The organism is Microbacterium sp. R86528, from assembly GCF_044596335.1.
Lineage (GTDB): Bacteria > Actinomycetota > Actinomycetes > Actinomycetales > Microbacteriaceae > Microbacterium > Microbacterium marmarense.
The window spans coordinates 464749-491455 of record NZ_CP138996.1 but is presented as its reverse complement, the minus strand read 5'-3'; the positions used below and the strand labels follow the sequence as shown (position 1 = coordinate 491455).

Annotated in this window: 24 protein-coding genes; 6 read left to right on the top strand and 18 right to left on the bottom strand. The window is 62.3% G+C overall.

Annotated elements, in window-relative coordinates; genetic code table 11:
• Positions 1 to 116: 116 nt before the first annotated feature.
• From era to hrcA, 8 genes are read right to left on the bottom strand one after another with little or no spacing between them, the layout of a single operon-like run.
• Positions 117 to 1013 (bottom strand): GTPase Era, encoded by an 897-nt coding sequence (gene era, locus SJY18_RS02445; protein WP_337337996.1) that lies wholly within the window; start codon positions 1011 to 1013, stop codon positions 117 to 119.
• Positions 1010 to 2461: a hemolysin family protein gene (locus tag SJY18_RS02440; RefSeq protein WP_396668279.1), complete on the bottom strand. Its 1452-nt coding sequence runs from the start codon at positions 2459 to 2461 to the stop codon at positions 1010 to 1012. The genes era and SJY18_RS02440 overlap by 4 nt, the downstream gene beginning before the upstream one ends.
• Positions 2458 to 2925: an rRNA maturation RNase YbeY gene (gene ybeY / locus SJY18_RS02435; RefSeq protein ID WP_337337998.1), complete on the bottom strand. Its 468-nt coding sequence runs from the start codon at positions 2923 to 2925 to the stop codon at positions 2458 to 2460. Before ybeY ends, SJY18_RS02440 begins: the two co-directional genes overlap by 4 nt.
• Positions 2922 to 3947 carry a PhoH family protein gene (locus SJY18_RS02430; RefSeq protein ID WP_337338415.1) on the bottom strand — a complete coding sequence of 342 codons (1026 nt, stop codon included), beginning with the start codon at positions 3945 to 3947 and terminating at the stop codon, positions 2922 to 2924. The genes ybeY and SJY18_RS02430 overlap by 4 nt, the downstream gene beginning before the upstream one ends.
• Positions 3948 to 3987: 40 nt before the next feature.
• Positions 3988 to 4335 carry an HIT domain-containing protein gene (locus tag SJY18_RS02425; RefSeq protein ID WP_337337999.1) on the bottom strand — a complete coding sequence of 116 codons (348 nt, stop codon included), beginning with the start codon at positions 4333 to 4335 and terminating at the stop codon, positions 3988 to 3990.
• Between the two features lie 46 nt (positions 4336 to 4381).
• Positions 4382 to 5116, bottom strand: coding sequence for a 16S rRNA (uracil(1498)-N(3))-methyltransferase (locus tag SJY18_RS02420; protein ID WP_396668278.1), 735 nt, complete (start codon positions 5114 to 5116; stop codon positions 4382 to 4384).
• A gap of 6 nt (positions 5117 to 5122) precedes the next feature.
• Positions 5123 to 6232 carry a molecular chaperone DnaJ gene (gene dnaJ / locus SJY18_RS02415; RefSeq protein ID WP_337338001.1) on the bottom strand — a complete coding sequence of 370 codons (1110 nt, stop codon included), beginning with the start codon at positions 6230 to 6232 and terminating at the stop codon, positions 5123 to 5125.
• A gap of 49 nt (positions 6233 to 6281) precedes the next feature.
• Complete coding sequence (gene hrcA / locus SJY18_RS02410) at positions 6282 to 7322, bottom strand: heat-inducible transcriptional repressor HrcA (RefSeq protein ID WP_337338002.1); 1041 nt, start codon at positions 7320 to 7322, stop codon at positions 6282 to 6284.
• A 123-nt stretch (positions 7323 to 7445) separates the two neighbouring features.
• On the opposite strand from hrcA, the gene SJY18_RS02405 reads away from it, so the two are divergent.
• Positions 7446 to 8888, top strand: coding sequence for a carboxylesterase/lipase family protein (locus tag SJY18_RS02405; RefSeq protein WP_396668277.1), 1443 nt, complete (start codon positions 7446 to 7448; stop codon positions 8886 to 8888).
• 2 nt (positions 8889 to 8890) lie between these two features.
• On the opposite strand, the gene hemW is transcribed toward SJY18_RS02405, so the two are convergent.
• From hemW to lepA, 3 genes are all read right to left on the bottom strand, one after another.
• Positions 8891 to 10108, bottom strand: coding sequence for a radical SAM family heme chaperone HemW (gene hemW, locus SJY18_RS02400; RefSeq protein ID WP_396668276.1), 1218 nt, complete (start codon positions 10106 to 10108; stop codon positions 8891 to 8893).
• Positions 10109 to 10118: 10 nt separating this feature from the next.
• Positions 10119 to 10769: a DUF1990 family protein gene (locus tag SJY18_RS02395; RefSeq protein ID WP_337338005.1), complete on the bottom strand. Its 651-nt coding sequence runs from the start codon at positions 10767 to 10769 to the stop codon at positions 10119 to 10121.
• Positions 10770 to 10834: 65 nt separating this feature from the next.
• Positions 10835 to 12685 carry a translation elongation factor 4 gene (lepA, locus tag SJY18_RS02390; RefSeq protein WP_337338006.1) on the bottom strand — a complete coding sequence of 617 codons (1851 nt, stop codon included), beginning with the start codon at positions 12683 to 12685 and terminating at the stop codon, positions 10835 to 10837.
• 105 nt (positions 12686 to 12790) lie between these two features.
• Here lepA and SJY18_RS02385 point away from each other — a divergent pair, with 105 nt between their 5' ends.
• Positions 12791 to 13510: an alpha/beta hydrolase gene (locus tag SJY18_RS02385; protein ID WP_337338007.1), complete on the top strand. Its 720-nt coding sequence runs from the start codon at positions 12791 to 12793 to the stop codon at positions 13508 to 13510.
• A gap of 114 nt (positions 13511 to 13624) precedes the next feature.
• On the top strand, positions 13625 to 13885 hold the full coding sequence (rpsT, locus tag SJY18_RS02380) for a 30S ribosomal protein S20 (RefSeq protein WP_337338008.1): 261 nt from the start codon (positions 13625 to 13627) through the stop codon (positions 13883 to 13885).
• 102 nt (positions 13886 to 13987) lie between these two features.
• Here rpsT and holA read toward each other — a convergent pair whose 3' ends face one another.
• The 5 genes from holA to SJY18_RS02355 form a co-directional block, all read right to left on the bottom strand.
• Positions 13988 to 15025 (bottom strand): DNA polymerase III subunit delta, encoded by a 1038-nt coding sequence (holA, locus tag SJY18_RS02375; protein ID WP_396668275.1) that lies wholly within the window; start codon positions 15023 to 15025, stop codon positions 13988 to 13990.
• A 50-nt stretch (positions 15026 to 15075) separates the two neighbouring features.
• On the bottom strand, positions 15076 to 17424 hold the full coding sequence (locus tag SJY18_RS02370) for a ComEC/Rec2 family competence protein (protein WP_396668274.1): 2349 nt from the start codon (positions 17422 to 17424) through the stop codon (positions 15076 to 15078).
• A 3-nt stretch (positions 17425 to 17427) separates the two neighbouring features.
• Entirely contained in the window at positions 17428 to 18051 is a 624-nt protein-coding gene (locus tag SJY18_RS02365; protein ID WP_396668273.1) for a helix-hairpin-helix domain-containing protein, read from the bottom strand.
• A 90-nt stretch (positions 18052 to 18141) separates the two neighbouring features.
• Positions 18142 to 20712 carry a leucine--tRNA ligase gene (gene leuS / locus SJY18_RS02360; protein ID WP_396668272.1) on the bottom strand — a complete coding sequence of 857 codons (2571 nt, stop codon included), beginning with the start codon at positions 20710 to 20712 and terminating at the stop codon, positions 18142 to 18144.
• 55 nt (positions 20713 to 20767) lie between these two features.
• Positions 20768 to 22099: an anthranilate synthase component I family protein gene (locus tag SJY18_RS02355; protein WP_396668271.1), complete on the bottom strand. Its 1332-nt coding sequence runs from the start codon at positions 22097 to 22099 to the stop codon at positions 20768 to 20770.
• A 42-nt stretch (positions 22100 to 22141) separates the two neighbouring features.
• On the opposite strand from SJY18_RS02355, the gene SJY18_RS02350 reads away from it, so the two are divergent.
• Entirely contained in the window at positions 22142 to 22804 is a 663-nt protein-coding gene (locus SJY18_RS02350) for a DedA family protein (protein WP_396668270.1), read from the top strand.
• Positions 22805 to 22808: 4 nt separating this feature from the next.
• The gene (locus SJY18_RS02345) at positions 22809 to 23858 is read left to right on the top strand and encodes an App1 family protein (RefSeq protein ID WP_396668269.1); all 1050 of its coding nucleotides are present in this window, start codon (positions 22809 to 22811) and stop codon (positions 23856 to 23858) included.
• On the opposite strand, the gene SJY18_RS02340 is transcribed toward SJY18_RS02345, so the two are convergent.
• Positions 23820 to 24500 (bottom strand): SOS response-associated peptidase family protein, encoded by a 681-nt coding sequence (locus SJY18_RS02340; RefSeq protein ID WP_396668268.1) that lies wholly within the window; start codon positions 24498 to 24500, stop codon positions 23820 to 23822. The two genes, SJY18_RS02345 and SJY18_RS02340, sit on opposite strands and share 39 nt — an antisense overlap.
• Before the next feature lie 491 nt (positions 24501 to 24991).
• On the opposite strand from SJY18_RS02340, the gene SJY18_RS02335 reads away from it, so the two are divergent.
• Positions 24992 to 25459, top strand: a complete 468-nt coding sequence (locus tag SJY18_RS02335; protein ID WP_396668267.1) for a hypothetical protein — start codon at positions 24992 to 24994, stop codon at positions 25457 to 25459.
• Here SJY18_RS02335 and SJY18_RS02330 read toward each other — a convergent pair whose 3' ends face one another.
• The gene (locus SJY18_RS02330) at positions 25460 to 26671 is read right to left on the bottom strand and encodes a glycoside hydrolase family 3 N-terminal domain-containing protein (RefSeq protein WP_396668266.1); all 1212 of its coding nucleotides are present in this window, start codon (positions 26669 to 26671) and stop codon (positions 25460 to 25462) included.
• Positions 26672 to 26707: the final 36 nt, after the last annotated feature.

Sequence of the window (26707 nt, the reverse complement as noted above, 5' to 3'; positions counted from 1 at the left end):
CTAAATCGAGGCCTCGTCGCGGCAGCTAAGAAGAAGCAGAAAGCCCGCACGCACGTTTACAGGGTACACCGGGTTGCATCATTTGACGCACAGACCCGTTCGCGAAGCGACGCCAGCTAGAACCCCAGCCGTCCCAGCTGTTTCGGGTCACGTTGCCATTCCTTCGCGACGCGTACATGCAATGACAAAAAGACGCGGGAGCCGATCAGCGGCTCGATCTGGGCGCGGGCGCGCGCACCGACGTCGCTCAGGCGCGAGCCCTTCTTGCCGATGATGATCGCCTTCTGGCTGTCGCGCTCGATGACGATGTCGGCGAAGATGTCGGTCAGATCGCTGCCCTCGCGGGGCGCAATCTCTCGCACCATGACGGCAATCGAGTGTGGAAGTTCGTCGCGCACGCCATCGAGGGCGGCTTCGCGAATGATCTCAGCGATTCTGTCGTCGATGCTCTCATCGGTGACGATGTCTTCCGAGTAAAGGGCCGGTCCCTCCGGCATCAAAGCGAGAAGCTCATCCGAAACCACGTCGAGCTGGTCGTTCGTGAGAGCGGAGATCGGGATGACCGCTGCCCAGTCCTCGCGCAGCGCGTCGACTTCCATGAGGCGCTCGGCGATTTGGTCGCGGCTTGCTGCGTCGGTCTTGGTGACAATGGCCACCTTCTTTGCACGTCCGTACCCGCCGAGTGACTCTGCGATGCGGCGATCCCCCGGGCCAACCTTTTCGGTGGCGGGAACACAGAAGCCGATCACGTCGACGTCGCCAAGCACCTGCTCGACCAGATCGTTGAGGCGCTGGCCCAGCAGCGTACGCGGCTTGTGGAGACCCGGCGTGTCGACGATGACCAGTTGTCCCCCGGGACGGTTCAAGATACCGCGTATCGCGCGCCTCGTTGTTTGAGGTTTATCGCTCGTGATCGCTACCTTCTCACCCACCAGAGCGTTTGTGAGAGTCGATTTGCCCACGTTCGGCCTGCCGACGAACGTGACGAATCCTGATCGGTTGGTATCGGTCATGACCGATCCCCCTTCTTCGACACCTTCGCGTCTTTGGATGGCTTCGCGTCCTTCGACGCTTTGGGGTCCTTCGAGTCCTTGGACGCCTTGGTGTCTTTCGCGTCTTTCGACGTCTTTGGATCGCCGTTGCGAGACGGGACGGTGCGAATCTCACCCGTCCGCGGTGAACGAGAGGTCGATGTCTCCTCTTCGGGCAAAGACCCTCGTTCAACGAAGACGGTGGATATTCCGCGGCCTTGGCCACGTGACGCGCCACCGGTCATCGCGATGCCGCCGAGCTCGGCTGACGCCCCCGGTTGTGGAACGCGTCCCAGCGCCTTGCCAAGAAGCCCACCGATTGAATCAACATCTTCGTCGTCAAGTTCGAGTCCGAACAGATCGCCGACCGCGTCCAGTCCGAGTCGCGCGCTGACACGGTACTGACCAGGAGCAAGCTCGGTGACTTCGTCGATGCGCGCGTCGTACTCGTCTGCGATCTCGCCTACGAGCTCTTCAATGAGATCTTCCAAAGTCACGAGGCCCGATACCCCGCCGTACTCGTCGATGACCATGCAGAGGTGGATCGCGTCACGCTTCATCTGCTGCAGAAGGGTTTCTGCTTTCATCGATTCGGGTACGAACATAGCCGGCCGCGAGATACGGCTGACGGGAGCATCCCGCCATCCGCTTTCGTCGCGGAAGCCGAACTGCACCAAGTCTTTGAGGTAGAGCACGCCGACTACATCATCGGCGTCACCGTCGACAATCGGAGCGCGCGAGATTCCGGTCTCCAGAAACACGCGCATTGCATCACGGGTATCGGACTGGGCGTCGATCGAGACCATGTCGGTGCGAGGGATCATCACAGCGCGAACGAAGGTGTCGGTGAAGTCGAAGACGGAGTGGATGAGCTGGCGATCGTCTTGCTCGATGAGCTCGTTCTCGGCAGCTTCATCGATGATGCTGAGCAGCTGTTCCTCTGACGCGAAAGACGTGCCGCGGCTGGCGCCGGGCGTGATGCGCGTGCCCAGGGCGACCAGGCCGTGCGCGAGCGGTCCCAGAATGATGCGCACGCCGCGAATGATTCCCGCTGCTGCGCGCAGCAACCCCTTCGCATGCTGGCGACCGACATTTCGAGGGCTCGCGCCGACCACGACGTAAGAGACGCCCGTCATCAGCACGGCGGCGGCGAGCACAGCCCACCAGATGTTCTCGAAGACGAGCGTGAACGCGACGGTGACGAACACGGCGGCCGTGGTCTCTGCCAATACCCGGATGAAAATGACTGCGTTCGCGTGGGCGTCCGGGTCATTGGCGATCTTCTCTAGAGACGAGGCGTTGCGGCCAGACTCCGCAAGCTCGAACAGGTCCGCTCGCGAGGTGACGCCCATGGCAGCGTCGATCGCGACCATGAGAAACCCGAAGGCAAGAAGGAGAACTGCAAAGACGAGAAGAAACAGCGGAGTCATGCGCGTCGTCGTCGCTCGGCTGCGTTGAAGCTCACGATGAGCTCTCGCTGCAAACCGAACATCTCACGCTCTTCTTCGGGTTCGGCGTGGTCGAACCCCAGCAGATGAAGCAATCCGTGCGTGGTGAGCATGATCAGCTCGTCCATAGTGGAGTGTTTCGCCGCTACGGCCTGGCCTTCCGCGACCTGCGGGCACAGCACGATATCGCCCAACAGACCGGGAGGCGTTGGCTGATCTTCCGTGCCGGGGCGCAGCTCGTCCATGGGAAAGCTCAGCACGTCGGTCGGGCCTGGCTCGTCCATCCACTGCACGTGAAGAGCTTCCATCGCGCCCTCGTCGACCAGCATGATGGCGACATCGGCATCGTTGCTGACGTTGAGCTGCATCAAGTTGTGCGCAACGAGCCGCAGCAGAACGGCTTCCTCGACCGCTATGCCGGATTCGTTGCCGATCTCGATTGTCATGAGTGTCCTCGCTTGGGAAGGTGATCTCTCGGCCCCGGCTTGCGACCGCCGCGGCGCTCCACGCGTGACGCGAACTCTGAGGCTTCGTCGCGCTCCCGCCTCGCTGAGAGCCGTGACTCGTCGTACTCGGTGTAGGCGTCCACAATCCGTCCCACCAGAGAATGCCGCACGACATCTGCGCTCGTGAGGCGCGAGAAGTGAATGTCTTCGATGTCTTTCAGCACGCGCGTGACCAGGCGTAGGCCCGAGGTTCCCTGGGGAAGGTCCACCTGAGTGATGTCACCCGTGACCACCATGCGGGTGCCGAATCCAAGACGGGTCAAGAACATCTTCATCTGCTCAGGAGTCGTGTTCTGGGCTTCGTCGAGCACCACGAATGAGTCGTTCAAGGTGCGGCCGCGCATGTAGGCGAGCGGCGCAACCTCGATGGTGCCCGATGCCATCAATTTCGGCACGATCTCAGGGTCGAGCATCTCGTTCAGAGCGTCATACAGCGGCCGCAGATAGGGATCGATTTTGTCGTTCAGGGTGCCGGGCAGAAAGCCCAACCGCTCCCCGGCCTCTACCGCGGGTCGTGTGAGGATGATGCGGCTGACTTCTTTGCGTTGCAGCGCCTGCACCGCCTTGGCCATGGCGAGGTAGGTCTTCCCAGTTCCTGCTGGCCCGATCCCGAAGACGATGGTGTTCTCTTCGATCGCGTCGACATACTCCTTCTGGCCAATCGTCTTTGGGCGGATGATGCGCCCGCGCGACGAAACGATTGCCTCACCCATAACCTCGGACGGCCGTGGGCCACCGTCCGTGCGAAGCATGCGCTCGGAAGAAGCGACATCGTTGGGAACGAGGTCGTGACCAGATTGGGTCATTGCCAGCAGTTCATCGACCAGCCTTCGCGCGGCCTGAACAGCTTCGCGGGAACCCGAAAGTGTGATCTCATTGCCGCGCACATGCACGTCGACCTCAGGGTGTTCCTTCTCGACGACGCGCAGCAGGCGATCCTGAGGTCCGAGTAGCTGCACCATGGCCACGCCATCGGCAAATACTCGGTCGATTGTTGGTTCGTCAGGCACCGACGCTCGTTTCGGTCAGTTCACCGCAGAGCACATGCGCATGAACGTGGAAGACAGTTTGGCCAGCGGTTTCGCCGGAGTTGAATACCAGCCGAAACTCGCCGTTCGCGTGCGTAGCGGCTAGCTCTTTGGCCAGCGCCACCATTTCAGCCAGCAACGCGGGATCTCCAGCTGCGAGCTCGGCGACATCACGGTACTGCTGTGTCTTGGGGATCACGAGCAGATGGACCGGTGCCTGAGGGGCGATATCGCGAATCGCAAACACGTTGTCGGTCTCTGCGAGGATCTCCGACGGAATCTCACCCCGGAAGATGCGTGTGAAAATCGTGGGTTCGCTCATCACTGCAGTCTACCGGCGGGTGGGACCATCGGAAGAGAAACGCTTCTCACCAGCGATCGAGCCGCGCGCTCAGCACCGCGAGCGCCGCCGGGCCCGCGGTTGAGGTGCGCAGCACAGTCTCGCCCAGTCGAACGAGGTCGGCGCCAGCGCCTATCAGCGCGGTGATCTCGTCGGGACTGATGCCGCCTTCCGGCCCGACCACCAGCAGCAGATCGCGAGGATCGTCCTTCACCTCGAACGTCGAGAGTCGCTGTGTAGCAGTGGGCTCGAGCAGAACGACTCGCGAAGACTGAGCACGGGCAACCAGCGCAGCAGTCGTCACAACATCAGAAACCTCGGGCACCCAAGCGCGATGGGCCTGCTTGGCTGCCTCGCGCACGATGCTCGCCCAGCGAGCTCGCCCCTTCGCCTTCTTTGCCGCGTCCCATCGAGATACGCTGCGAGCTGACTGCCACGGCACGATCGCGTCGACGCCGAGTTCAGTGGCTGCCTGCACCGCGAGTTCGTCTCGGTCGCCTTTGGCAAGCGCCTGCACAAGGATCACGCGAGGGTGGGGTTCTGCAAACTGCTGGCGTTCCTCGACCGCGATGCACACCTCTTTGGGCGCGACCGACATCACGGTGCCGCGAAGCCAGCCGCCCCGACCATCGCCGACGGTCACTTCTTCGCCCGCGCGAACGCGCCGCACCGCAGCAGCGTGATGGGCCTCCGGTCCGGTGAGCGTGACAGTTTCGCCCACTCCAGCCGACAGCGGATCATCAACCAAGAAGTGCAACGCCACGTCAGATCATCCTCGGAAGCGGTCGCGGAGCTTAGAGAAGACTCCCTGGTGGAACTCCGAGAGCTTGGGGCTTGGCGCGCGGGTGCGCTTGGCGAAGTCTTCGATGAGGGCGCGCTCTTTCGAGCCGATGCGCGTTGGCGTCACCACATGCACGCCGACTCGAAGGTCACCGCGGTTGGACCCGCGCAAGGGAGTGATTCCACGGCCCTTGATCGTGAGCACGTCTCCGGACTGCACGCCGGGACGGATCTCAAGGTCTACGGAGCCGTCGAGAGAGTCGATGGTGGTGTTGGTGCCCAAAATCGCGTCGCTCATTGACACCTCCAATGTCGCGAGCAGATCATCGCCGTCGCGTGAGAACACGTCGTCGTTGTTCACGGTGATCTCCAGGTACAGATCACCATTGGGCCCACCGGCTGGACCCACTTCGCCCGAGCCCGGCAACTGCAGTCGCAGACCGTTCTCGACGCCAGCAGGGATGTCGAGAGACACCGTGCGACGCGAGCGCACTCGACCTTGACCCTGACACGTAGCGCACGGATAAGGGATCGTGGTGCCGTATCCAGAACACACGTTGCACGGCTGGTTGGTGACCACGTTTCCCAGCAGGCTTCGCACCTGACGCTGCACGTGACCCGCTCCGTGGCAGATGTCACATGTCACCGGAGACGTACCGGGCTGGCAGCAGGAGCCCTCGCACGTCTCGCACAGCACTGCGGTATCGACTTCGATGTCTCGGTGAACACCGAAGACCACGTCAGCAAGATCGAGAGTCACCCGCACCAGTGCATCTTGACCACGCTCGCGTCTTGAGCGCGGGCGACCGCCCCGCGAACCACCTGCGCCGCCGAAGAACGTCTCGAAGATGTCGTTGAAGCCGCCGAATCCTCCTGCGCCGCCAAAGCCTGCGTTATCACCACCCATGTCGTAGCGGGCACGCTGCTCATCGTTGCTCAGCACGTCGTAAGCGTGCGTCACAAGCTTGAAGCGCTCTGACGCGTCTTCGCCCGGATTGACATCAGGGTGCAGTTCCCGGGCAAGTCGGCGATATGCCTTCTTGATCTCATCGAGGGATGCTTCTCGGGAAACCCCGAGGACTTCATAGTGGTCAGCCACTTTCGCCTTCCTGCCGCGCACGAGCGCGGGATCGTATTGCGAGCGCGCTTCAGCGGCTCGTGTCGTCTTCTTCGAGCATGCGCGTGAGGTAGCGGGCTACCGCTCTCACCGCCGCAAGGTTTGTGGGATAGTCCATTCGCGTGGGTCCGAGCAATCCGACACGCGCTCCCGCGCCGGTCGCGTCATAGTCGCTTGTCACAACGGATGCTTCGGCGAGTCCGAATGCTTCGTTCTCACGACCGATGCTGGCGGCGAGCCCGTGCTCATCGGCCACCATCTCCCCCATCAAGCGAACCAAAGTCACCTGCTGTTCGATTGCTTCCAAGAGCGGATAGATGCTGCCACGAAAGTCCGACTCTCGTTTTGCGAGGTTCGCGCTGCCTGCCAGCACCAGGCGATCTTGCCGGAATTCTTCGAGGTCTTCCGCTACGGCACGCGCGAGCACGCGGGTGGCGGCATCCCATGGCTTGGTGGGATCGTCGTGCAGCGCCAGGTGGGTTTCGATGCGATGGAGGCCGTCACGCACAGATCGACCGACCAGCAGCGTGCTGAGTTCAGCGCGCATGCGGCCAAGGTCCGTTTCATCGAACTCGTCTTGAACATTGCTGACCCGTTGCGATACGCGGCCTGTGTCGGTAACGACGATCACGAGCATCCGACCACTGCCCAATTGCACAAGTTCGACGTGAGACACATTCGCTCGCTCGAACGAGGGGTACTGCACGATCGCTACTTGGCCGGTGAGCTGTGTCAGGGCGCGCACGGTGCGGCTGAGTGCGTCATCGAGGTCTACCGGGCCCTCAAGAAACGAAGAGATCGCGGTGCGCTGGGCGGGAGTAAGCGGGCGAACCTCAGCAAGGTGATCCACGAACACGCGGTATCCCTTGTCAGTCGGGATGCGTCCCGACGAGGTGTGAGGGGCGACGATGAGCTCCTCATCTTCGAGGAGAGCCATATCGTTGCGAATCGTGGCCGCTGAGACGCCGAACGCATGACGGTCGACGATCGTCTTGCTCCCGACCGGCTCGCGCGTGTCGACGTAGTCCTGGACGATGGCGCGTAGCACTTCGAGCCCACGTTCGCTGACCATGACGTTCCTCCCCGCTGGCACTCCTCAACCGTGAGTGCCAATTCTAGACCGGCTCGACGCCTGACGCGTCAGCGTAGCCCGTGCGTGTGGCATTTTTCCTCGTGCGCACCTACGCTGACTGCGATGAGTGATCCGCAGAGTTCAACGCCGAAGCTCCACCTGACCGCCGGAAACGTGCGTGGAACCGAATCCGAGGGCATTCGTCGCTTTCTCGGTATTCCGTACGCTCTGCCGCCTTTCGACGAGCGCCGGTTTCGGCTGCCCGAGCCGGTTCCCCCGTGGGAGGGAGAGCGGGATGCGACCCAATTCGGTGCGACTGCGCCGCAGTCACCGTATCCCGGCGCTCTCGGCGAATTGCTCTCGTCTGTCGAGATTGCGGGCGACGACATTCTGACGGCGAACGTGTGGACGCCCGTCGAGGCGCACTCCTTGCCAGTGATGGTGTGGTTTCACGGCGGGGCTCTTGAAAGAGGAACGCCCGCGCTGAGCGCGTATGACGGCTCAGCTTTCGCACGCGATGGTGTCGTGTTCGTCTCAATTGCCTACCGGGTCGGCTCTGAAGGGTTCTCAGTGCTCGAGGGCGCCCCATGCAATCTCGGACTCGCAGACGCCGCCGCCGGGTTGCGTTGGGTTCACGACGAGATCACGCACTTCGGCGGAGACCCGAACCGCATCACGATTGTGGGAGAGTCCGCTGGCGGCGCGATCGTAGCGGCATTGCTCTCGCGCCCTGACACCGTCAAGTTGGTTGCAGGCGCAGCGATCGAAAGCGCCCCGCTGGTGGCCGATTCAATGGCGCGCGCCGGCCGCGTGACCCGAGCGTTGGCCAAGCGGCTGGGTCTTCCCGCGACCCGAGATGCGTTCGCGCAGATCACGCCGAGGATTCTTCTCGAAGAGAGAAGGCAGCAGTCCGCGGGCGGCTCCCCACTGGGCGGGGCACCTGGTTTCGCGCTGGCCATTGACGCTGATACCTTGCCGCTGTCACCCCATGAGGCGCTGGTGAACGTCGAGGTTCCCTTGCTGATCGGCACAAACACCGACGAGTATCGATTGTGGTTTCCGCCGGCAGCGCTCGCTGCCATCACAACCCTGAAGTTCCAGCTCGGTCGCCTGGCGCTGGGCATTTCGTCACGAGCAGTCAAGCTGTATCGGGCGGCATGGCCGCACGCGTCTACCGGAGAGCTCTTTGGGCAGATTGCCACCGACGTGCTTCTGCGCAAGGCCGCTGTCTCCGTTGCCGAAAAGCGCCGGGCGAACTCTTTCGTCTATGAGTTTGCGTGGCAGAGCCCGGTGCGAGAGCTCAAAGCGGCCCACGCGATCGAGATTGGCTTTGTCTTCGATCAGCTGAATGCCGCAGATTCGGTGCGCATGGCGGGCAGGCTTGCACCGCAGGCGCTTGCCGACCAAATGCACGCGGACTGGGTGCGTTTCATTCGCACAGGTGATCCCGGGTGGCCTGCCTATGGCGCACAACGCACGACCCAGCTGTACGACACGGCTACCACGGCTGTTGCCCTGCGCCGCGCCGACGCCCTCGATTCGCTGCCCGCACCGAAAGTGCGCTAAGCCTAGTCGGTGAGCCGGCGAACGACCGCGTCTGCCAGCAGCCGTCCCCGCAAGGTCAGTACGACGGTGCCGCCGAGTGCCGAGGCGCCATCGATGAGCCCATCAGCAATCAGTGAAGCGATATTCGTGCGAGATGCACTCTCGATCTCGTCGATCGGCAGTCCTTCGCGAATGCGACTTCGAAGCAGCACAGCCTCGAGAGTGCGCGCCTTTGCGTCGGGAATCTCTCGCCCTGCCGCTGGCGAATTCTGGTGCTCAAGGCGCTGAGCGTATGCGGCTGGATGCTTCACGTTCCAAAAACGCACGCCAGCGATGTGGCTGTGGGCGCCAGGGCCGAAACCCCACCAATCGGAGCCCTGCCAGTACGCGAGATTGTGCCGCGATCGCTGCGAAAGATTGCGGGCCCAATTCGACACCTCGTACCAATCGAGTCCGGCAGCGCTGAGGCGGGCGTCGACGTATTCGTACATGTCAGCTTGCACGTCATCGTCGGGTGCCACCACTTCGCCGCGCTTGATCTGTCGAGCAAGCTTCGTGCCGGCTTCGATGATCAAGGCGTACGCCGAGATGTGATCGGGTTCTAAATCGAGTGCGGCGTCGACCGAGGCGCGCCAATCATCGAGGGTTTCTCCCGGTGCGCCGTAGATGAGATCAACGCTGACGTTCAAGTTAGCGCGGCGTGCCGCGGCAACGGCTGTTGTGACGTTCGCGGGGTTGTGTGTTCTATCGAGCGCGGTCAGCACTCGCGGGACTGCTGACTGCATTCCGATCGATAGCCGAGTGACACCCGCCGCGGCGAGTTCCTCTGCCACCGCATCGGTCACTGTGTCGGGGTTTGCCTCGACGGTGATCTCGGCGTCGTGTGCTACCCCGAATGCGTCCCGCACGCCGTTCAACATGCGGGCAAGGTCTCCGGGTGGTAGCAGTGTGGGGGTTCCGCCACCGAAGAACACAGTGGATGCCGCACGAATGCCGCCAGCGCGGCTGAGAACACTGCGCGAGAACTCCACTTCGCGCAGCAATGTGTCGGCGTATTGATCCTGCCGTGCGCCGTGCAGTTCTTCAGAGGTGTAGGTGTTGAAGTCACAGTAGCCGCAGCGCACTCTACAAAACGGAACGTGCAAATAGACGCTGAAGGGGGTCGCGAGATCTATCTGTGTGTCAGGGGGCAGGGAGCCGTCTTCAGGAACTGGCTCGCCGTCGGGTAGTGCCGAGCCCACTAGCGAGCCCTCACGCGGGAGTGTTGTAGAGCGGCGAGATCGCTCGCAGATAGCGCGTGAAGAGCTCTCGGCGACGCCGCCGCGTGAGCGCAGGCACCATGCGATACAACAGCGACGTTGGCGCGTCGAATGCGCGAACGGTGAACCACACTTGATCGTTCTCGTACCACTCGATCATGAAGGATTCTTCGCCGCTGACGACCGACTCGCCGACGGTGCCGAGCGCGAAGCCAACCCGTCGAGGTTCGTCGATCGTGAAGATAACCCGCAGTTCGGCGTCGGCGCGCATTCCGCTGACTCGGCCGTGAACACGGACGGTGGTCCCGGGGGCGACGTACGGGGTGCCGTCCGCGTCGTAGCGAAGGTCTGCCTCTGCGCGACTCGGAGCGATCGGAGTGCCGTCGGCGTCGAAGCTCACCCCGGAGTACATCGGGCCGGACGCGGGACGGACATCTGTGAGGGCCAGCCCGGCTCCACGTTGCGCGGTCCACGACAGCAGCGTCTCACTCGCACCCCGAAAACGTGTCTCGCCACTGCCAATGCGCCACGACTGCTCCGCAGGAATGCTGCGTTCAGGCGGAAAGTGCATGAGATCCGCCGCCTGGGTAGCGCCCACGGCCGCATAGTCGACTGTGTCGTCTTTGAAACTCCCGCGGCGCATGTCGAATAGCCTACTTCGCGTTGCGGGTGCGATGCGGGGCCAGATTCGTGGGTCGCAGCATCCGACTACTTCTTTTCTTTGCCCTCGGTGTCACCAGAGAGCGCAGCGATGAAGGCCTCCTGGGGCACCTCGACGCGACCGACCATCTTCATGCGCTTCTTGCCCTCTTTCTGCTTCTCAAGGAGCTTGCGCTTGCGGCTGATGTCGCCGCCATAGCATTTCGCGAGAACGTCCTTGCGCATTGCCCGGATCGACTCGCGAGCGATGATCCGCGCGCCGATGGCCGCTTGGATGGGCACCTCGAACTGCTGGCGGGGAATCAGCTTTCGCAGACGCTCAGTCATCAGCTGACCGTAGGCGTAGGCCTTCTCACGGTGCACAATCGAGCTGAAGGCATCAACCTTGTCGCCCTGCAGCAAGATGTCGACCTTGACGAGGTCAGCCTCTTGCTGCCCGCTTGGTTCGTAGTCAAGGCTGGCGTAGCCCTGCGTGCGGCTCTTGAGCTGATCGAAGAAATCGAAGACGATCTCGCCAAGCGGCATGTTGTACCGCAGCTCCACTCGCTCCTCGCTGAAGTACTCCATACCCAACAGCGTGCCGCGACGTGCCTGGCACAGCTCCATGACGGTGCCGACATAGTCCTTCGGAAGCAGGATCGCTGCCTTCACCATCGGCTCCGTCACTGAGGCGATCTTGCCGTCAGGGTATTCGCTCGGGTTGGTAACGGTGATTTCAGCGCCGGCATCGGTGCGCACCTCGTAGGTGACGCTCGGTGCGGTCGTAATCAGGTCGAGGTCGAACTCTCGGGAGAGGCGCTCGGTGATGATCTCGAGGTGCAACAGTCCGAGGAATCCGCAGCGAAAGCCGAATCCAAGAGCAACGGATGTTTCCGGTTCGTACTGAAGTGAAGCATCCGAGAGCTTCAGCTTGTCGAGAGCTTCACGCAGCACGCCATAGTCGCTGCCATCGATCGGGTAGACCCCAGAGAAAACCATAGGCTTCGGGTCGGTGTATCCGGGAAGCGCCTCGGTGGCCGGCTTGCGAAAGTGCGTGATCGTGTCGCCCACCTTGGACTGGCGCACATCCTTCACGCCCGTGATCAGATACCCGACCTCGCCCACTCCAAGACCCTTTGACGGCACTGGCTCGGGGCTGGTCACGCCGATCTCCAGCAACTCGTGGGTTGCCCGCGTCGACATCATCTGAATGCGCTCGCGCGGCGCCAGCGCTCCGTCGATCATTCGCACATAGGTAACCACGCCACGGTATGCGTCGTACACCGAGTCGAAGATCATCGCTCTTGCGGGTGCGTCGGGATCACCCTTCGGCGCGGGGATCTCGCGCACCAAGCGATCAAGCAGCTCCTCAACGCCCTGACCCGTTTTGCCGCTCACTCTCAGCACGTCGTCGGGGTCGCCACCGATGAGACCAGCGAGCTCGGCGGCGAAGCGGTCAGGGTCGGCAGCGGGAAGATCGATCTTGTTGAGCACCGGAATGATGTGGAGGTCATTCTCGAGCGCCAGGTAGAGGTTGGCGAGAGTTTGCGCTTCGATGCCCTGCGCAGCATCCACCAGCAAAATGGCGCCTTCGCACGCGGCGAGGGAACGACTGACCTCGTAGGTGAAGTCCACGTGGCCGGGGGTATCGATCATGTTGAGTGCGTGCACTTGATCATCAAGCGACCACGGCATGCGCACCGCTTGCGACTTGATGGTGATTCCCCGCTCGCGCTCGATGTCCATGCGGTCGAGGTATTGCGCACGCATGTCACGGTCAGAGACCACCCCGGTGATCTGCAGCATTCGATCGGCCAACGTGGACTTGCCGTGGTCGATGTGGGCGATGATGCAGAAATTGCGAATCTGCTCCGGTGGGGTGACAGACGGCTCGAGAGGCTTCAGGGCGCGGGGTGACATGGCTAGTCGATTCTATGGTGAACGGCTGGATGTCCCGTACGAAGCCGTTTTGACCTGCGTGTCGAGAGGTGCACGGCACGGTTGCGGTGCAATAGCCTCTGTTGCATGGCGGTCGAGGTCGTCCTGGTACACGGGATTCGCACATCAGCGACGATGTGGCGCGCACAGGTGGGCTATCTGCGTGACCGCGGGAACAACGTCGTCGCTGTCGACCTGCCAGGACACGGCTCTCGAATGAGCGACGAGTTCACGCTGGAGGAAGCCTTCGCCACGATCGATCGCGCTGTGCGCGACGCCGCCGCGCGCGGTCCAGTGCTGCTCGCCGCCCATTCGATGGGAGGACTGCTGTCGATCGAGTACGTGGGGCGTCAAGACGCACCGCCTGTTGCGGGCTTCATCGCGGCCTCATGCACGGCAGTTCCGCGTGGTCTCGGGCTCTCGACATATCGCACGCTCGCGCGCGGGTTCGACTCACTGCCCGACCGAGGAATGTGGCTCACGGATCGAGTGCTAGAGCGCACGCTGCCGCCGCACACTCGCGCCGACTTCGGTGCCGGTGGCTACGCGTTCGACACTCAAGATGAGGCGTTGCGCAGTCTCTCCGTGCTGAACCTGCTCGAGGCGCTCGGGCGCATCTCGATTCCACTTTGGTTCATCAACGGCCAATACGACCAGCTTCGTGTCAATGAGCGTCTGTTTGCGAGGGTTGCACCGCACTCAGAACTGGTAGTTGTTCCACGCACCTCTCACCTGGTGACCGCCATGCGGCCTGACGTCTTCAACGCACTACTCAACCTGGCGCTCACCACACTCGAACAGACCTGATAGACTCGGACATTGACTTGCGCGTGTGGGCTTCCCATTCCACACGACCGCTGGAACGCACCCCTCTACTGCGAACCGGCATTTCTCATTCACTCTGAACGAAAGACGTCAAACGTGGCGAATATCAAGTCGCAGATCAAGCGCAACAAGACCAACGAAAAGGCCAACGAGCGCAACAAGCGCGTCAAGAGCGAGCTGCGCACCGAGGTGCGTCGCACCCGCGAAGCGGTCGCCGCTGGCGACAAGGCCGCTGCTGAAAAGGCACTCGCAACCGCGTCGAAGAAGCTCGACAAGGCCGTGAGCAAGGGCGTCATCCACGAGAACCAGGCAGCGAACCGCAAGTCGGCAATCGCGAAGCAGGTCTCGGCTCTCTGAGGCTGAAGAACCCCGGGAGTCATCGCGTCAAAGGCTCGACCCTTCGGGGTCGAGCCTTTCGTTTTTGGTGACGCTCGTGTCTTGACGAGCCTTTGCGACGTTCTATTCGGCGAAGGGAGCGCGCGTAGCGATCACAGTCACGAGGCGCTCGAGCGCAAAGACGGGATCACGCGAGCCGCCTTTCACCTCGGCGTCGGCGCGCGCAGCTGCGTGGATAGCCATGCCTAGGCTCATCTCGTTCCACCCGGTCAGATCGCGGCGCGCACGATCGACCTGCCAGTCTTTCAGGCCCAGCCGTGCGGCGAGGGCTTTCGCTGGCTCGCGATTGCCTGCCACTCGGGCCATGGTGCGAAGCTTCGACGCGATTGCTGCAACCAGCGGCACCGGGTCGGCGCCCGAAGCGAGCGCGTGGCGGAGCGAAACCAGCGCATCACCGTAGCGCCCAGCAATCGCGGTATCGGCAACCGTAAACGCCGACGTTTCGACACGCCCGCCGTAGTAGCGCTCAACCACTTGTTCCGTGATGTCACCGTCGACATCTGCAATGAGCTGTTGGCACGCGGCCGCCAGTTCGGTCACATCCTCTGCAAACGCAGACACCAAAGCGCGCAGCGCTACCGGGGCGATACGACGACGAGCAGCCTGAAACTCCCCCGCTGCGAAATCGAATCGGTCTGAGTCGCGCTTGATAGCTGGACACGTGATCTCGATGCCGCCGCCAGTGCCCGCGCGAACCGCATCGAGGAGCTTCTTGCCGCGCACACTTGAGCCGGTATGGCGCAGTACGACCGTTGCTCCCTCTTGCGGCATATCGAGGTACGACACCGCCTCAGACAGGAACACGTCGGAGCACTTCTCGACGCCAGTGACTCGAACCAAGCGAGGTTCGCCGAACAGCGACGGCGAAGTCAGCGCCAAGAGTGTGCCGGCGGTGTAATCGTCGGCTCGGACGTCTGAGACCTCCAGGCTCGCATCGTGTGCGCGCAGTTGTTCACGGATTCCCGCAATCGCGCGCTCAGCGCAGACATCTTCAGGGCCTGCGACCAAGACGATGGCCGCTGGTCGGGGATCGCGCCACGACACTTGGGGGATGCTGCTGCGAGCCGGGCGAGTGGCGGGTCGGCGCGCGGAAGATGGCATGAGACAAGACTATCGACGGCGGATGACATTGCCCGTGAAGGTGGGAGCGATCACCCGCCACGATCACGCCAGATCTGCGCGCCGAAATCGGTCGTTGTTACAGCGACAGTGCCCGCGAGATCGGTGCGGGCGATCACCGCGTCGAGGTCATCGAGTACGGCAACGATCTCATCACGAGGGTGCCCATAGCGGTTGTCGGCGCCGACGGTAAGCAGCGCGATTGACGGTGCCGCCTGCTCATAGAGCGCGGTGTACTGGTCTGCGCTGCCGTGGTGCGCGACTTTCACAACTGCGTACGGCGGTTTCAGCACATCAGACGTGAGGAGGCTTTGCTGAGGCGCCGCCGAAAGATCTCCGAGCATCAGCATGGTGGGCACTCCTCCACCCCGCACGTCGAGCACGACACTCGTATCGTTGCCCGGCGCGGCCGACGAGCCGGCTATTGGCCAGAGCACCCGCCAGCGCGAATCCCCAAGAGCGCCATCCATGCCTGCGTGCACTTGCGAAACGAGCGCACCCGAGCGCGCGAGGTCGTCGAGGACAAGCGCGCCCTCGGGCGTAGCTGGGCCGTGAAGAACTGTGCGAGTACGGCCGATCGTTGCTTCCACACCGCCCACATGGTCGGTATCGAAATGTGTCAACACGAGAATGTCGATCTCGCCGACACCAGCTCTCGTCAAGCAACGTTCCAGCAGTGCCGGATCCGGTCCAGTGTCGACCAGAGCGATCATGTCAGCAGACCGCACGAGAATCGCGTCGCCTTGCCCGACATCGCAGGCCAGCACGCTCCAATCGGCCGGCAGCGTCAGTCGGCCGACGCTCGTCGTCAAGAGCGCAACGCCGCCACCGACGCCCGCCACCACCGCGAGCGATATGGTCGCGAGTCCGACGAGGCGCCGCTGCCAACGACGCTGACCTGCCCCGACCAGCACGACAAAGAGGGCGACACCGATCGCGGTGAGAAGCGCAGCTCCCCACAGACCCTCAGCCCACGGCAGCGAGGAGCCGGGCAGCTCGGCAGCGGTTCGCGCGGTGCCAGCGATCCACGAGGCCGGCAACCAAGTCAGTGCGACCAATCCATCCTGTAGCCATGGCGCCCACGATGTGAGGCATGCTGCCAAGCCCACGACGGTCGCCACCGGCGCCGCCGGTGCAGCCAGCAGATTTGCCAGAACGCCATAGATCGGCACCGTAGGCGCGATCAGTATGAGAAGCGGACCGCACACAAGCTGCGCCGACAGTGGTACGGCCAGAGCCAATGCGAGCGCGCGAGGGAGCCATCGTGCCAGCCCGTTGGTGAGCGGCCGAGCAAGCACCAGAAGTGCGGCGGTCGCGGCTGCCGACAGGGCGAAGCCCAGCGAAGCAGCCAACCAAGGATCGAAGACCAGAAGCAGCGAAACCGCAAGACAGAGTACCGCCAACCCTGCACCAGTGCGGGCCAATAGCACCCCGAGCATCGCGACTATCGCCATCGCTGCTGCCCGCACGACACTCGGCTCGGGCGTGACGATGAGCACAAATCCAGCCAGAACCACCAGGCCGCAGACCACACGCACGGCTCGCGAGGCGCAGCATTGCGCCGCCACGAGGAACGCGATGCCCACGACGAGTGCGCAGTTCGCACCAGACACTGCCGTCAGGTGCGATAGCGATGACGTCTTCATCGCCTGGTCGAGTCCAGCGCTCACCAACGCGGTATCACCGATCGCCAGGCCAGGGATGAGCTCGGCTCCGTAGCCTGGTAATCGCGACGCGGACTCGACGAGGTGCTGACGCAGATGTGATGCCAAGGCGAAGACGCCAGACGGTGCTGCCACCACTGAGAGCTCGCGCGACGCGGCGATCTCGAAGAGGGCCCGTGACCCCTCGTAGGCTGGGCGTGCGGTGCCACGCGCAACGATGACCGCGCCGACATCGAGGCCGCTTCTATCCGTGATGTCGGATGACTCGACACGCACGATGATCGGCCCGTGCACGGCATGTTCGACGTCGCCGATTGCGATGACTGACGCCGTCGCATCAAACGCGAGACTGTCATCTGCGCGTCGTTCGACCTTGCCGACGACGGTGGCCTCGACAGCGAGCGCGCGCCCATCATCTAAGCCGAGCTCAGTCAGCTCGGCGCGCAGCGGCGCTGCAAGTGCGACATTCGTCGCGGCCACCGCGCCTGCCGCCGTGGCAATGGTGATGAGTATCAGAACGGTCAAGATCGTTCGCGTGAGCGCATGGCGCTCTTGGTGCATCGCGACCCACGCCGTCGTTGCAAGCGCAACGAAGACGATTCCCCACAGACACGCGGCCGTTGCGCGCGCTGCTTCCGGGACAGCAATCGCGATCGCACAGACGCTCCACGCCACCGCAACGACGGGGATCAGACGCGCTCCCGGTCGCGCCCACACCGCTCAGACCACCACCAGATCACGAAGGGTTGCGAGCATCTTCTCGCCGATGCCCGACACAGCGAGCAGATCTTCGACGCTCGTGAAGTTTCCATTCGTCTCGCGCCATTCGATAATGCGCTGTGCCAACGCAGGCCCGATACCCGGCAACGTATCCAGCTGCGCGAGGTCACTGCTATTGAGATTGACCCGACCGTCTGATGATGTCTGAGCCCCGCCGGCCGCAGCGTTGCTTGCCCCGGGCGTCTTCTCAAGATCCGCGGTTGTCGGCGCGACCAGTTGCTCGCCGTCAGAGAGGAGACGCGCGAGGTTGAGAGCGCTCGGCGCTGCTTCGTCATCGAATCCACCTGCTGCTGTGATCGCGTCGACCACTCGTGCACCTTGGTCGAGAACGTAAAGCCCCGGCGCGGTGACCGCTCCCGATACATGCACGTAGATCACCTCGTTTTCAATGCTCGAGGTGCCTGTTGCATCCGTGATGATGACTTCTTCGCTCGGCTGCACAGTCGAGCGAACGACACCGATTCCGACCGTCACGGCAAGCGCAACGATGACGATGACTATCGCTGCCCCGAGCCCCAGCCGCTGGCGTGGGGAGGACGGGGGTTGATCCTTCGTTGCAGACACCCGCTCACGCTAAGGCGCCTGCATGCTCAAAGCCGCCATGCAGGTTCAATTGTGCATGGCGGCTTTGAGGCCTAGTCAGAGGAGGAGCGCTTATTTGGTGCTGAAGCTGACGACCTTTGGCGGTCGTACGACGGCACGCGTGATTTCGCGGCCAGCTAGCGCCTTCAGCACGCGGTCGTCTGTGCGAGCGAGGTCCTCAAGGGTCGCCGCATCGATCTTCGCGGACACATCGAGCGTCGCGCGCACTTTGCCGTCGATCTGAATAATGGCTTTCGCCGTGTCTTCCACGAGCAGCATAGGGTCGGCAACTCGCCACGGCACCAGACCGACGAAGCCGGTGTAACCGAGCATCTCCCACATTTCTTCGGCGGTGTGCGGAGCGAACAAATCAAGCACCATCGCGGTTGCTTCAGCCGCTTCGCGCACCGCGGGATCGGCGGCACCTGCGCCCGAATCGATCGTCTTTCGGGTTGCGTTGACCAGTTCCATCAAACGTGCGACGACGACGTTGAACTTCGTCTGATCGATAAGCCCCGGTGCATCCGCAAGCAGCCGGTGAGTGACGCGGCGCAGCGCCTGATCGCCCTCGGCCCACACAACACTGGGATCGCTGGTGACGTCTTGGGCGACTCGAAGGGCGCGCGCGAGGAATTTCTGCGCTCCCGTGGTCGAGACATCATTCCAGTCTTTGTCATCTTCAACGGGACCCGCGAACCCGAGTGCGACGCGCAATGCATCTGCGCCGTGCGCGTCGATCTCGTCTTTGAACAGCACAAGGTTGCCCTTGCTCTTCGACATCTTCGAACCGCCGAGAATCACCATGCCCTGGTTGATCAGCGAAGAGAATGGCTCTGTGAACTCGACGTACCCCATATCGAACAGCACCTTGGTGATGAACCTGGCATAGAGAAGGTGCAAGATGGCGTGCTCAACGCCGCCAACGTACGAATCGACCGGTGCCCACTTGTTCGCTTCGGCTGAGGGGAAAGCCTGCGTCGCATCGTTGGGAGACAGGAAGCGCAGGAAATACCAGGAACTGTCGACGAAGGTGTCCATCGTGTCGGGGTCACGCAGTGCCGGCTCGCCAGTCTCGGGGTCGCTCGTCTGAATCCACTCGGTTGCGCCCCCCAAGGGTGACGTGCCCTTCGGAGTGAGGTCTAGACCAGCAGCATCAGGCAGTTGCAGAGGAAGCTGCTCATGAGGAACAGGAACGATGCGGCCATCCGAGGTGTGAATCATCGGAATGGGCGTGCCCCAGAACCGCTGCCGTGAGATCAGCCAGTCCCGAAGACGGTAGGTCTTGGCGGCGCGACCAGTGCCGGCTGCCTCGAGTTGCTCGATGCTGCGTGCAATGGCGTTGCGCTTGGAGAGACCGTCGAGTGCTCCCGAATTGATCATCCGGCCCTCGCCAATCAGGGCCATGCCGGTCTTGGCTGGGTTGAGCTCATCAACCGAATCGTCTGTCCCAGGATCGATCGGGACGCCCTCATCGTCGAGCTCGATGACCGGGATCGCTCCGGTAATAGGGGCTGTGGTGTCGACAACGACTCGAACGGGCAGATCAAAGGCTCGAGCAAAGTCGAGGTCGCGCTGGTCATGAGCGGGGACTGCCATCACCGCGCCGTGACCGTAGTCTGCGAGGACGTAGTCTGCGGCCCAGATCGGCAGACGCTCGCCGTTCACCGGGTTGATCGCGTATCGCTCCAGGAAGACCCCGGTCTTGGGCCGGTCAGTGCTTTGCCGCTCGATCTCGGTTTGCCGCGATACGCCAGCCAGATATGTCTGGAAGCGCTCTTGCACCTCGGGCGTCGCCTCGGCGACGAGTTCTGCCGCCAGGTCACCGTCAGGGGCCAGGACGAAGAACGTCGCACCGTGCAGGGTATCGGGACGGGTAGAAAAGACCGTTACCGCTTCGTCGCGTCCTTCGATCTGGAAATCGATGTCAGCGCCGATTGAACGACCGATCCAGTTGCGCTGCATCTGCAGAACCTTGTGCGGCCAAAAACCCTCGAGCTGGTTCAGGTCGTCGAGCAAGCGGTCGGCGTATTTGGTGATCTTGAAATACCACTGAGTCAGCTTCTTCTTGATCACTTCTGCGCCGCAGCGCTCGCAGCGGCCGTCTACGACCTGTTCGTTCGCGAGCACCGTCTGATCGTTGGTGCACCAGTTGACAGGGCTCTCTTTGCGATAGGCAAGGTCGCGTTCGTGCATGCGCTGAAAGAGCCACTGGTTCCAGTGGTAGTACTCCGGATCGCTGGTGTGCAGCTCGCGACTCCAGTCGAATGACACGCCATACGAACGGAAGCCTTGCTTCTGCTGTTCGATGTTTGCGTAAGTCCACTCACGAGGCTCGACTCCGCGCTTGATGGCAGCGTTTTCAGCCGGTAGGCCGAACGAGTCCCAACCAATCGGGTTGAGCACGTTGTAGCCGCGGTGACGCCATGCGCGCGCGACGATGTCGGAGTAGAGGTAGTTCTCGGCGTGCCCCATGTGAAGATCACCGGACGGGTAGGGGAACATCGCGAGCACGTACTTGCGGGGACGCGTGTCTTCAGCCCCACCGGCGCGGAACGGATCGGCTTTCTCCCAGCGCTCCTGCCATTTGTCCTGGATAGCTTGGGTGTCGAACCCACCGGACTCGGGAAACGGCGTATGACTCACGTGGTGATACCAATCATGGGGTGCACAGGAAAGCGCACAGCGCGCTCTTTCCAGGTTACCCGACGATGTCACACCAACCCGGCGGCAGCGCAGCGCCGAGCGCTGCGAGTGGTCCTCGCGCCTTGATGCCAACTTCGGCCACCTCGTCGGCCGACTTCGAATGCCAGGTGATTCCACCGCCGGCACCGACATACGCTCCGTCGGGATGCGCGACGATCGAGCGGATCACCATGGCGAGGTCCAATCCGCCGTCGTCACCGACCCAGCCGAAGCAACCACCGAAAAGCCCGCGAGCATCACCCTCGAGCGCATGCAGGATTGTCATCGCCGATAGCTTCGGCGCACCGCTCATGCTCCCGGCCGGTGATGTAGCAGCCAGCAGGCTACCGACGGTTGTTTCTGGCGCGAGTGTGCCAGCCACCGTGCTCACCAATTGATGCACTGCGGCGTATGACTCGACCACCAACAGCTCTTCTACCGCGACGGATCCCGGCAGGCAGACCTTTGACAGATCGTTGCGCATCAGGTCGACGATCATGACGTTCTCAGCGCGTTCCTTCTCGCTTTGCAGGAGTTCAGCTCGCAACGCCGCGTCAGCCTCGCGATCGACGCTTCGAGGGCGAGTGCCTTTGATGGGCCGGGTGCGCACCCTCGACTGCGAGACCTCTAAGAATCGCTCCGGGCTCGCGCTCGCGAGTGCCACGCCCGCAGACATGATCAGCCCCCCGTGGTGAGACGGGGTTGCCAGGCGCAAGCGGGCGTAGACATCGTGCATGTCGAGCTGTTCGTTCAGTTCGAGCTCGAAGCGGGTTGTCAAGCACAGTTGATATGCGTCGCCGCGGCTAATCGAGTCACGACAACGTTCGATCAGCGAGGCGTACAACTCCGGAGTATGACGCGGTACGAGCTCCCGATGCAGCGGAGGGGGCAACGGCATAGCCGTTGCGAGCGCGGCCTGCTCCCCCATTTCAACGAAGGTTGCGAGATCATCCGCTGGAGCAAGGGCCCACATCCGACGGCGAGTGTGATCGAACGCAAAGAACTGGGTGGCGCGCAACCAAAGCTGCTGAGGCACCGAGAAGCGATCGGATGCAGAAGGTGCACCAGCACGCGAGGCGGAGTCGTCGTACCCCATCCACCCGACCCAGCCGCCGCGAAACTTCCCGTCGTAGGTGTCGTTTGCCTGGCTATTTGGAACGCAGACGATCTCGTCGACTACTGCGGCATCCGGTTCGGGAGTGCCCAGGCCGACCCAGCTCCACCCGAGGTTTGCGTCTGGACCTGCATCCAACCAAAACGAATGCTCTGAGGTTGCAGACAGCTCGTGGTGCACTTGGGAAGGATCAACCCATCGATCGCAAAGAACGGTTGAGAGAACCTGCGCCATATCCCCAGGCTAATGCGCTCGTCGCGCCCGTAGGATTTTAGGGTGAACGAGTTCTTGACGTGGCTACTGGACTCCGTGCAGTCTGTCGATCCACTAGTTCGCAGTCTTATCGCCGGTGTCGCGATCATGCTCGAGACGAGCGTGCTGATCGGTTTGATAGTCCCGGGAGACACGATCGTGATCGTGGCGGGCACGGCAGTCGCGTCGTGGTCTGAGGGCCTCGTATTGGGGCTAGCCGTTGTCATCGGTGCCCTGATCGGCGAGTCGATCGGGTTCTGGCTTGGCCGCTTGCTTGGGCCACGGATCCGCCGATCGTGGCTCGGACAGCGAATCGGCGACGAGAACTGGGCTCGTTCCGAACGCTACGTTGACCGCCGCGGTGGTCTTGCAATCTTCATTTCTCGGTTTCTGCCGGTCCTTCACTCGCTAGTGCCGCTTACCGTCGGAATGACCCACTATTCGTATCGGCGTTTCCTGGCCTGGACGTTGCCAGCGTGCATCCTCTGGGCGTCGCTGTACATTCCCGTGGCGGCACTTGCCGCCGGAACGTACCGCGAGCTGGCCGATCGCCTGCACTTCGCTGGGTATATCTTCGTCGGGATCATCGTCATTCTCGTGATCGGCGTGTTCGTGATGAAGAAAGTCATTCATCGCCTAGAACGACGCCATATGGAGGACGACGCTCTGGGCGACGTGAAAGACTAGGCAAATGCCCGAGAACGACGCAGCGCCCGCGCGCAAAAAAGCGCTCTGGTTCGCGCGGCTGGAATATCGGCTGCATGCATGGCGGGAGAGGCGCGCGCGCGCTCGCGGCAAAGTGCCAACGATCACGGCATTCCCCGGATACGGCGGCGGCGGCAGCGACACCGGCTGGGCTCGAGTGCTCGGACGCGCCATGATCGTGCCCCCACTGCCGACCGCGGAGAGCGGTGAGCTCGCCAGCGTGCGTGGATGGCGCAGTTTCGCCGCTGTCCCGATCGGCTACGCGCAGGTGACCGTCACGATTGGCGGCGCGACACACGAAGTGGTCACCGACCGCGGCGGAGTACTCGATGCCATGCTCCCCGCGGCGCTCGAGCCGGGCTGGCAAAGGTTCACGATGTCTGTTGAGGGCGGCGAACCGGTAGAGTCGCGTGTTTTCATCGTTGCGCCGGATATTCGCTTTGGCGTGGTCTCGGATGTAGACGACACCGTGATGGTGACCGCACTGCCTCGGCCACTGATCGCCGCGTGGAACTCGTTTGTCGTCGACGTGCATGCGCGCCAACCGGTCGCAGGCATGGCGGTGTTGCTGGGAAAGGTTGCCCAAGCCACGCCGGGAACACCGATGATCTACCTCTCTACGGGAGCGTGGAATGTCGCTCCCACGTTGAACCAGTTCTTGCGACGCCACCTCTTTCCCTCAGGATCGCTCTTGCTTACGGACTGGGGGCCAACTCACGACCGGTGGTTTCGCAGTGGAATCGCACACAAGCAAGAGAATCTTCGGCGTCTAGCGTCAGAGTTTCCCGAGGTCAAGTGGTTGCTTATCGGCGATGATGGGCAGCACGACGATGCGATCTACACCGAGTTTGCGAATGAGAACCCCGACAAAGTTGCTGCCGTCGCCATTCGTCGACTCTCGACCGCAGAGGCGGTGCTGGCGGGCGGGCGCACTGCGGTGAATGACCATGCTGCGTTCGAGGTGCCTTGGCTGACGGAGTCAGATGGTGCAGGACTGCTAGAACAGCTTGAGTCCCTGGGCATCATCCCCCGCTGAGCGAGATGTCGGACGTTCGCCAATGGCGCGTGCGTTGACCCGACGCAGGGCGAATTCGGAGTGAGCAACGGCCTCTTCTATGAGCTCACGTGAAGGTAAATCGCTGGTCAGCCAGTCGCCTGCGAAAGAACGTGGTACAAGCAGCGGTACGCGATCGTGGATCTCGCTTAGCTCTTCTGTCGCGGGCCGCATAACAAGTGAGTAGCACGTGTATTCCGTGCCGTCGGACGTTCGTCCCGGTCGAGTGACCGCGGCCATCGCGAAGAGGGAATGGTCGCCGCCGAACTCATACCAGGTGCGCTGGGGCTTTCGCAGTTCGAACCATCGCGTCGCTGGAACAAGAGCGCGAGAGGGAAGCGCTTCCTTGCGTTCTCGTAGGCGCTCAGCTCTGGTGTTGATGGACGGGAACTTCGCGGGAGCACCGTCGATCAAATACCCCCACCACGCATGTTCAAGAGCTAGGCGACCGCTCCGCGACATAAGAATCGGATTCACGTTTCGTAGGTTCTTGCCGGTAGGCAATAGCGTTGAGCCGTCGTTCGCCAGAGCCCAAGCACTGAGCTTGTCGAACAGATCCTCATCGTCGGCAAGAATCTCGTCCGGATCCGAAAACCGAGGGTCTAGTCCATAGCTTGCGCACATGAGTCCAAGATAGTCGTGGCGTCCGACGCGGCGATGGGATCGGTGAGCCATAGCTCAGCAGCGCAACGTATTGTCGAGGGGTGTCTAATGCTCACGCGCTCGCTTCCCCAGCGCTCGCTCCATCGGAGTGGAATGCTCGCGAGCAGGCGCATCACGAACGCGCAGACGCTCTCACCCTCGATCGGCGTCAACGCGCTTCGCGCGGTCAAACCCATCCTGTCGATGACTTTCTGTACACCTACTACTCATACAAGCCCGCCATCTTGCGGCGGTGGCACCCCGGTGAAGGCGTGCGACTAGAGGCCGCAAGCCACACGGACAGAGCCAGCTGGCGCTGGTACGTTCCAGTCAGCGGGACGAATGCCCTCACAGTTGATGGCGTTGGCTTCCGCCGCAAATACGGTGCGCTGATCGGCAGTATCGATCGCATATTGCGGGCGACAGCTGGGCGAAACGCTAGCTTTCGGTGTTTCGGCCTGCACGAATGGGCCATGACTTACCGCGACGACGAGCATCGGCATGATGTCCCGCTGCGCCTCGGCCAGTCCGGCACCAACGAGGTGGTGGAGTCGCATGAACTGGGCTGCACGCATTTCGATGCCTTTCGATTCTTTACGCCCCCTGCCACCACTCGCAATTCCGTGGAACTGAGCCGGGAAAGCCAGCCCGAGCGTGAGCAGCCAGGATGTCTGCACGCAGGCATGGACCTATACAAATGGTCGATCAAGTTGGGCCCATTGGTGCCTGGCGAGCTGTTGCTCGACACTTTCGACCTCGCTCGCGAGATTCGCGTGGTTGATATGAGGGCATCGCCCTACGATCTAACAGATTGGGGTTTCACCCCGATCAAGATTGAAACCGCGCAGGGCAAGGCCGATTACGTGACGGCACAACGAGAATTCTCTGCCCGAGCCCAGCACCTGCGCCAAGAGCTTCTCGCGGTTATCGCGCGCGGGTGATCAATCCAGAGGGTTGCAGTCCTCGCATGGCGAGAGTCCGCGTCCGTCAGCGCTGAGCTCAAGTCGTAGGGCGGCGACGCGTAGCGCTGCTTCTTCGAGCCGCTCAATAGACAGTGTCCCGTCGTCGGTTGCCGCAACGATTCCGTCGACGATGCGGGGCGCTGTGTTCTCGTTGGAGTTGAGCAAGGTGAGCACCATGTCGTTTCCAGCAACAAGCGCTTCGACAGCGTTCGATACCGGATCGGCGTAGTCAGCGATGCCGGATGCTTCAAGCATTCCGAGGTCATCCGTAATCGCGACGCCCGTGAATCCTAGTTCGTTCCTAGCGATGTCATGCCACTTCGCAGACAGCGTTGCGGGTTCGCTGTCGATCTCGGTGTAACGCAGATGACCGAACATCAGCAACGGCGCACCGGCGTCTATTCCGGCTTGGAAAGGCACCGCGTCAGTCTCGCGCCATTGGCCCAGCGACATGTTCGTCTCTGGAATACCCGCGTGAGAGTCACCGGGGGCTGCGCCGTGTCCTGGGAAATGTTTCAGCGTCGACAACGTCGAAGGCGATTCGCCCAATACCGCTGCCGCGACGCGAGATGCTGCAGCGGAAGCATTCGTGCCGAGCACTCGACGATAGATGAACATTTCAGGATCGTCAGTCTCGTCGGCGACGACGCCGAAGTTGACCCCAATTCCTGCGCGCAGAACGAGGCCGCCGCGACCTGAGAACGCATCATAGGTGGCTTCTGCGGGCTCGTACTTCAGGGTGAGCGCAGACGGAAAGTCATCCCACGGGAGACGCGAGACATCGCCGCCTTCTTGGTCGATCGCCACCAGAGGTACGAAGGCGGGGTCAACAGTCAGCGACGCCGTGAGTGCGCGCAACGACTGTTCAGACGAAGGAACGTTTGCTCCCATCACAATGAACCCGCCGATGCCGGTGTTTTCCATATACGCGCGGAGGGTCGCGGCATCCGTCGACGGGATATGGCCCATAACCACACTCGCCGCCTTGTCGCGCACCGACATCTGCGCGACACGGGCGATAGCAGCAGCGTCGATTGCTGTTTCGGAGGCCGGGTTCACACGCACAACGCCAGTATCTTCACCAAGTCCATCGCTTGGCGTTGCCTCAACAGCACCCGCCGTCGCAGGTGTTGTGAGGCCCACTGCGAGTAGGCCCACAAGCCCGAGCGCAGTGATCAATCTCTTAGTCATCATGAAACTGCGCACGTCGCCTCGGCTAGGCGTTCA

Excerpts from the sequence above, each read along its gene's own strand:
- era (WP_337337996.1), bottom strand. The coding sequence starts at position 1,013 with ATGACCGATACCAACCGATCAGGATTCGTCACGTTCGTCGGCAGGCCG.
- SJY18_RS02440 (WP_396668279.1), bottom strand. The coding sequence starts at position 2,461 with ATGACTCCGCTGTTTCTTCTCGTCTTTGCAGTTCTCCTTCTTGCCTTC.
- ybeY (WP_337337998.1), bottom strand. The coding sequence starts at position 2,925 with ATGACAATCGAGATCGGCAACGAATCCGGCATAGCGGTCGAGGAAGCC.
- SJY18_RS02430 (WP_337338415.1), bottom strand. The coding sequence starts at position 3,947 with ATGGTGCAGCTACTCGGACCTCAGGATCGCCTGCTGCGCGTCGTCGAG.
- SJY18_RS02425 (WP_337337999.1), bottom strand. The coding sequence starts at position 4,335 with ATGAGCGAACCCACGATTTTCACACGCATCTTCCGGGGTGAGATTCCG.
- hrcA (WP_337338002.1), bottom strand. The coding sequence starts at position 7,322 with ATGGTCAGCGAACGTGGGCTCGAAGTGCTACGCGCCATCGTCCAGGAC.
- SJY18_RS02405 (WP_396668277.1), top strand. The coding sequence starts at position 7,446 with ATGAGTGATCCGCAGAGTTCAACGCCGAAGCTCCACCTGACCGCCGGA.
- SJY18_RS02395 (WP_337338005.1), bottom strand. The coding sequence starts at position 10,769 with ATGCGCCGCGGGAGTTTCAAAGACGACACAGTCGACTATGCGGCCGTG.
- lepA (WP_337338006.1), bottom strand. The coding sequence starts at position 12,685 with ATGTCACCCCGCGCCCTGAAGCCTCTCGAGCCGTCTGTCACCCCACCG.
- SJY18_RS02385 (WP_337338007.1), top strand. The coding sequence starts at position 12,791 with ATGGCGGTCGAGGTCGTCCTGGTACACGGGATTCGCACATCAGCGACG.
- holA (WP_396668275.1), bottom strand. The coding sequence starts at position 15,025 with ATGCCATCTTCCGCGCGCCGACCCGCCACTCGCCCGGCTCGCAGCAGC.
- SJY18_RS02355 (WP_396668271.1), bottom strand. The coding sequence starts at position 22,099 with ATGGCGCAGGTTCTCTCAACCGTTCTTTGCGATCGATGGGTTGATCCT.
- SJY18_RS02345 (WP_396668269.1), top strand. The coding sequence starts at position 22,809 with ATGCCCGAGAACGACGCAGCGCCCGCGCGCAAAAAAGCGCTCTGGTTC.
- SJY18_RS02340 (WP_396668268.1), bottom strand. The coding sequence starts at position 24,500 with ATGTGCGCAAGCTATGGACTAGACCCTCGGTTTTCGGATCCGGACGAG.
- SJY18_RS02335 (WP_396668267.1), top strand. The coding sequence starts at position 24,992 with ATGACTTACCGCGACGACGAGCATCGGCATGATGTCCCGCTGCGCCTC.
- SJY18_RS02330 (WP_396668266.1), bottom strand. The coding sequence starts at position 26,671 with ATGACTAAGAGATTGATCACTGCGCTCGGGCTTGTGGGCCTACTCGCA.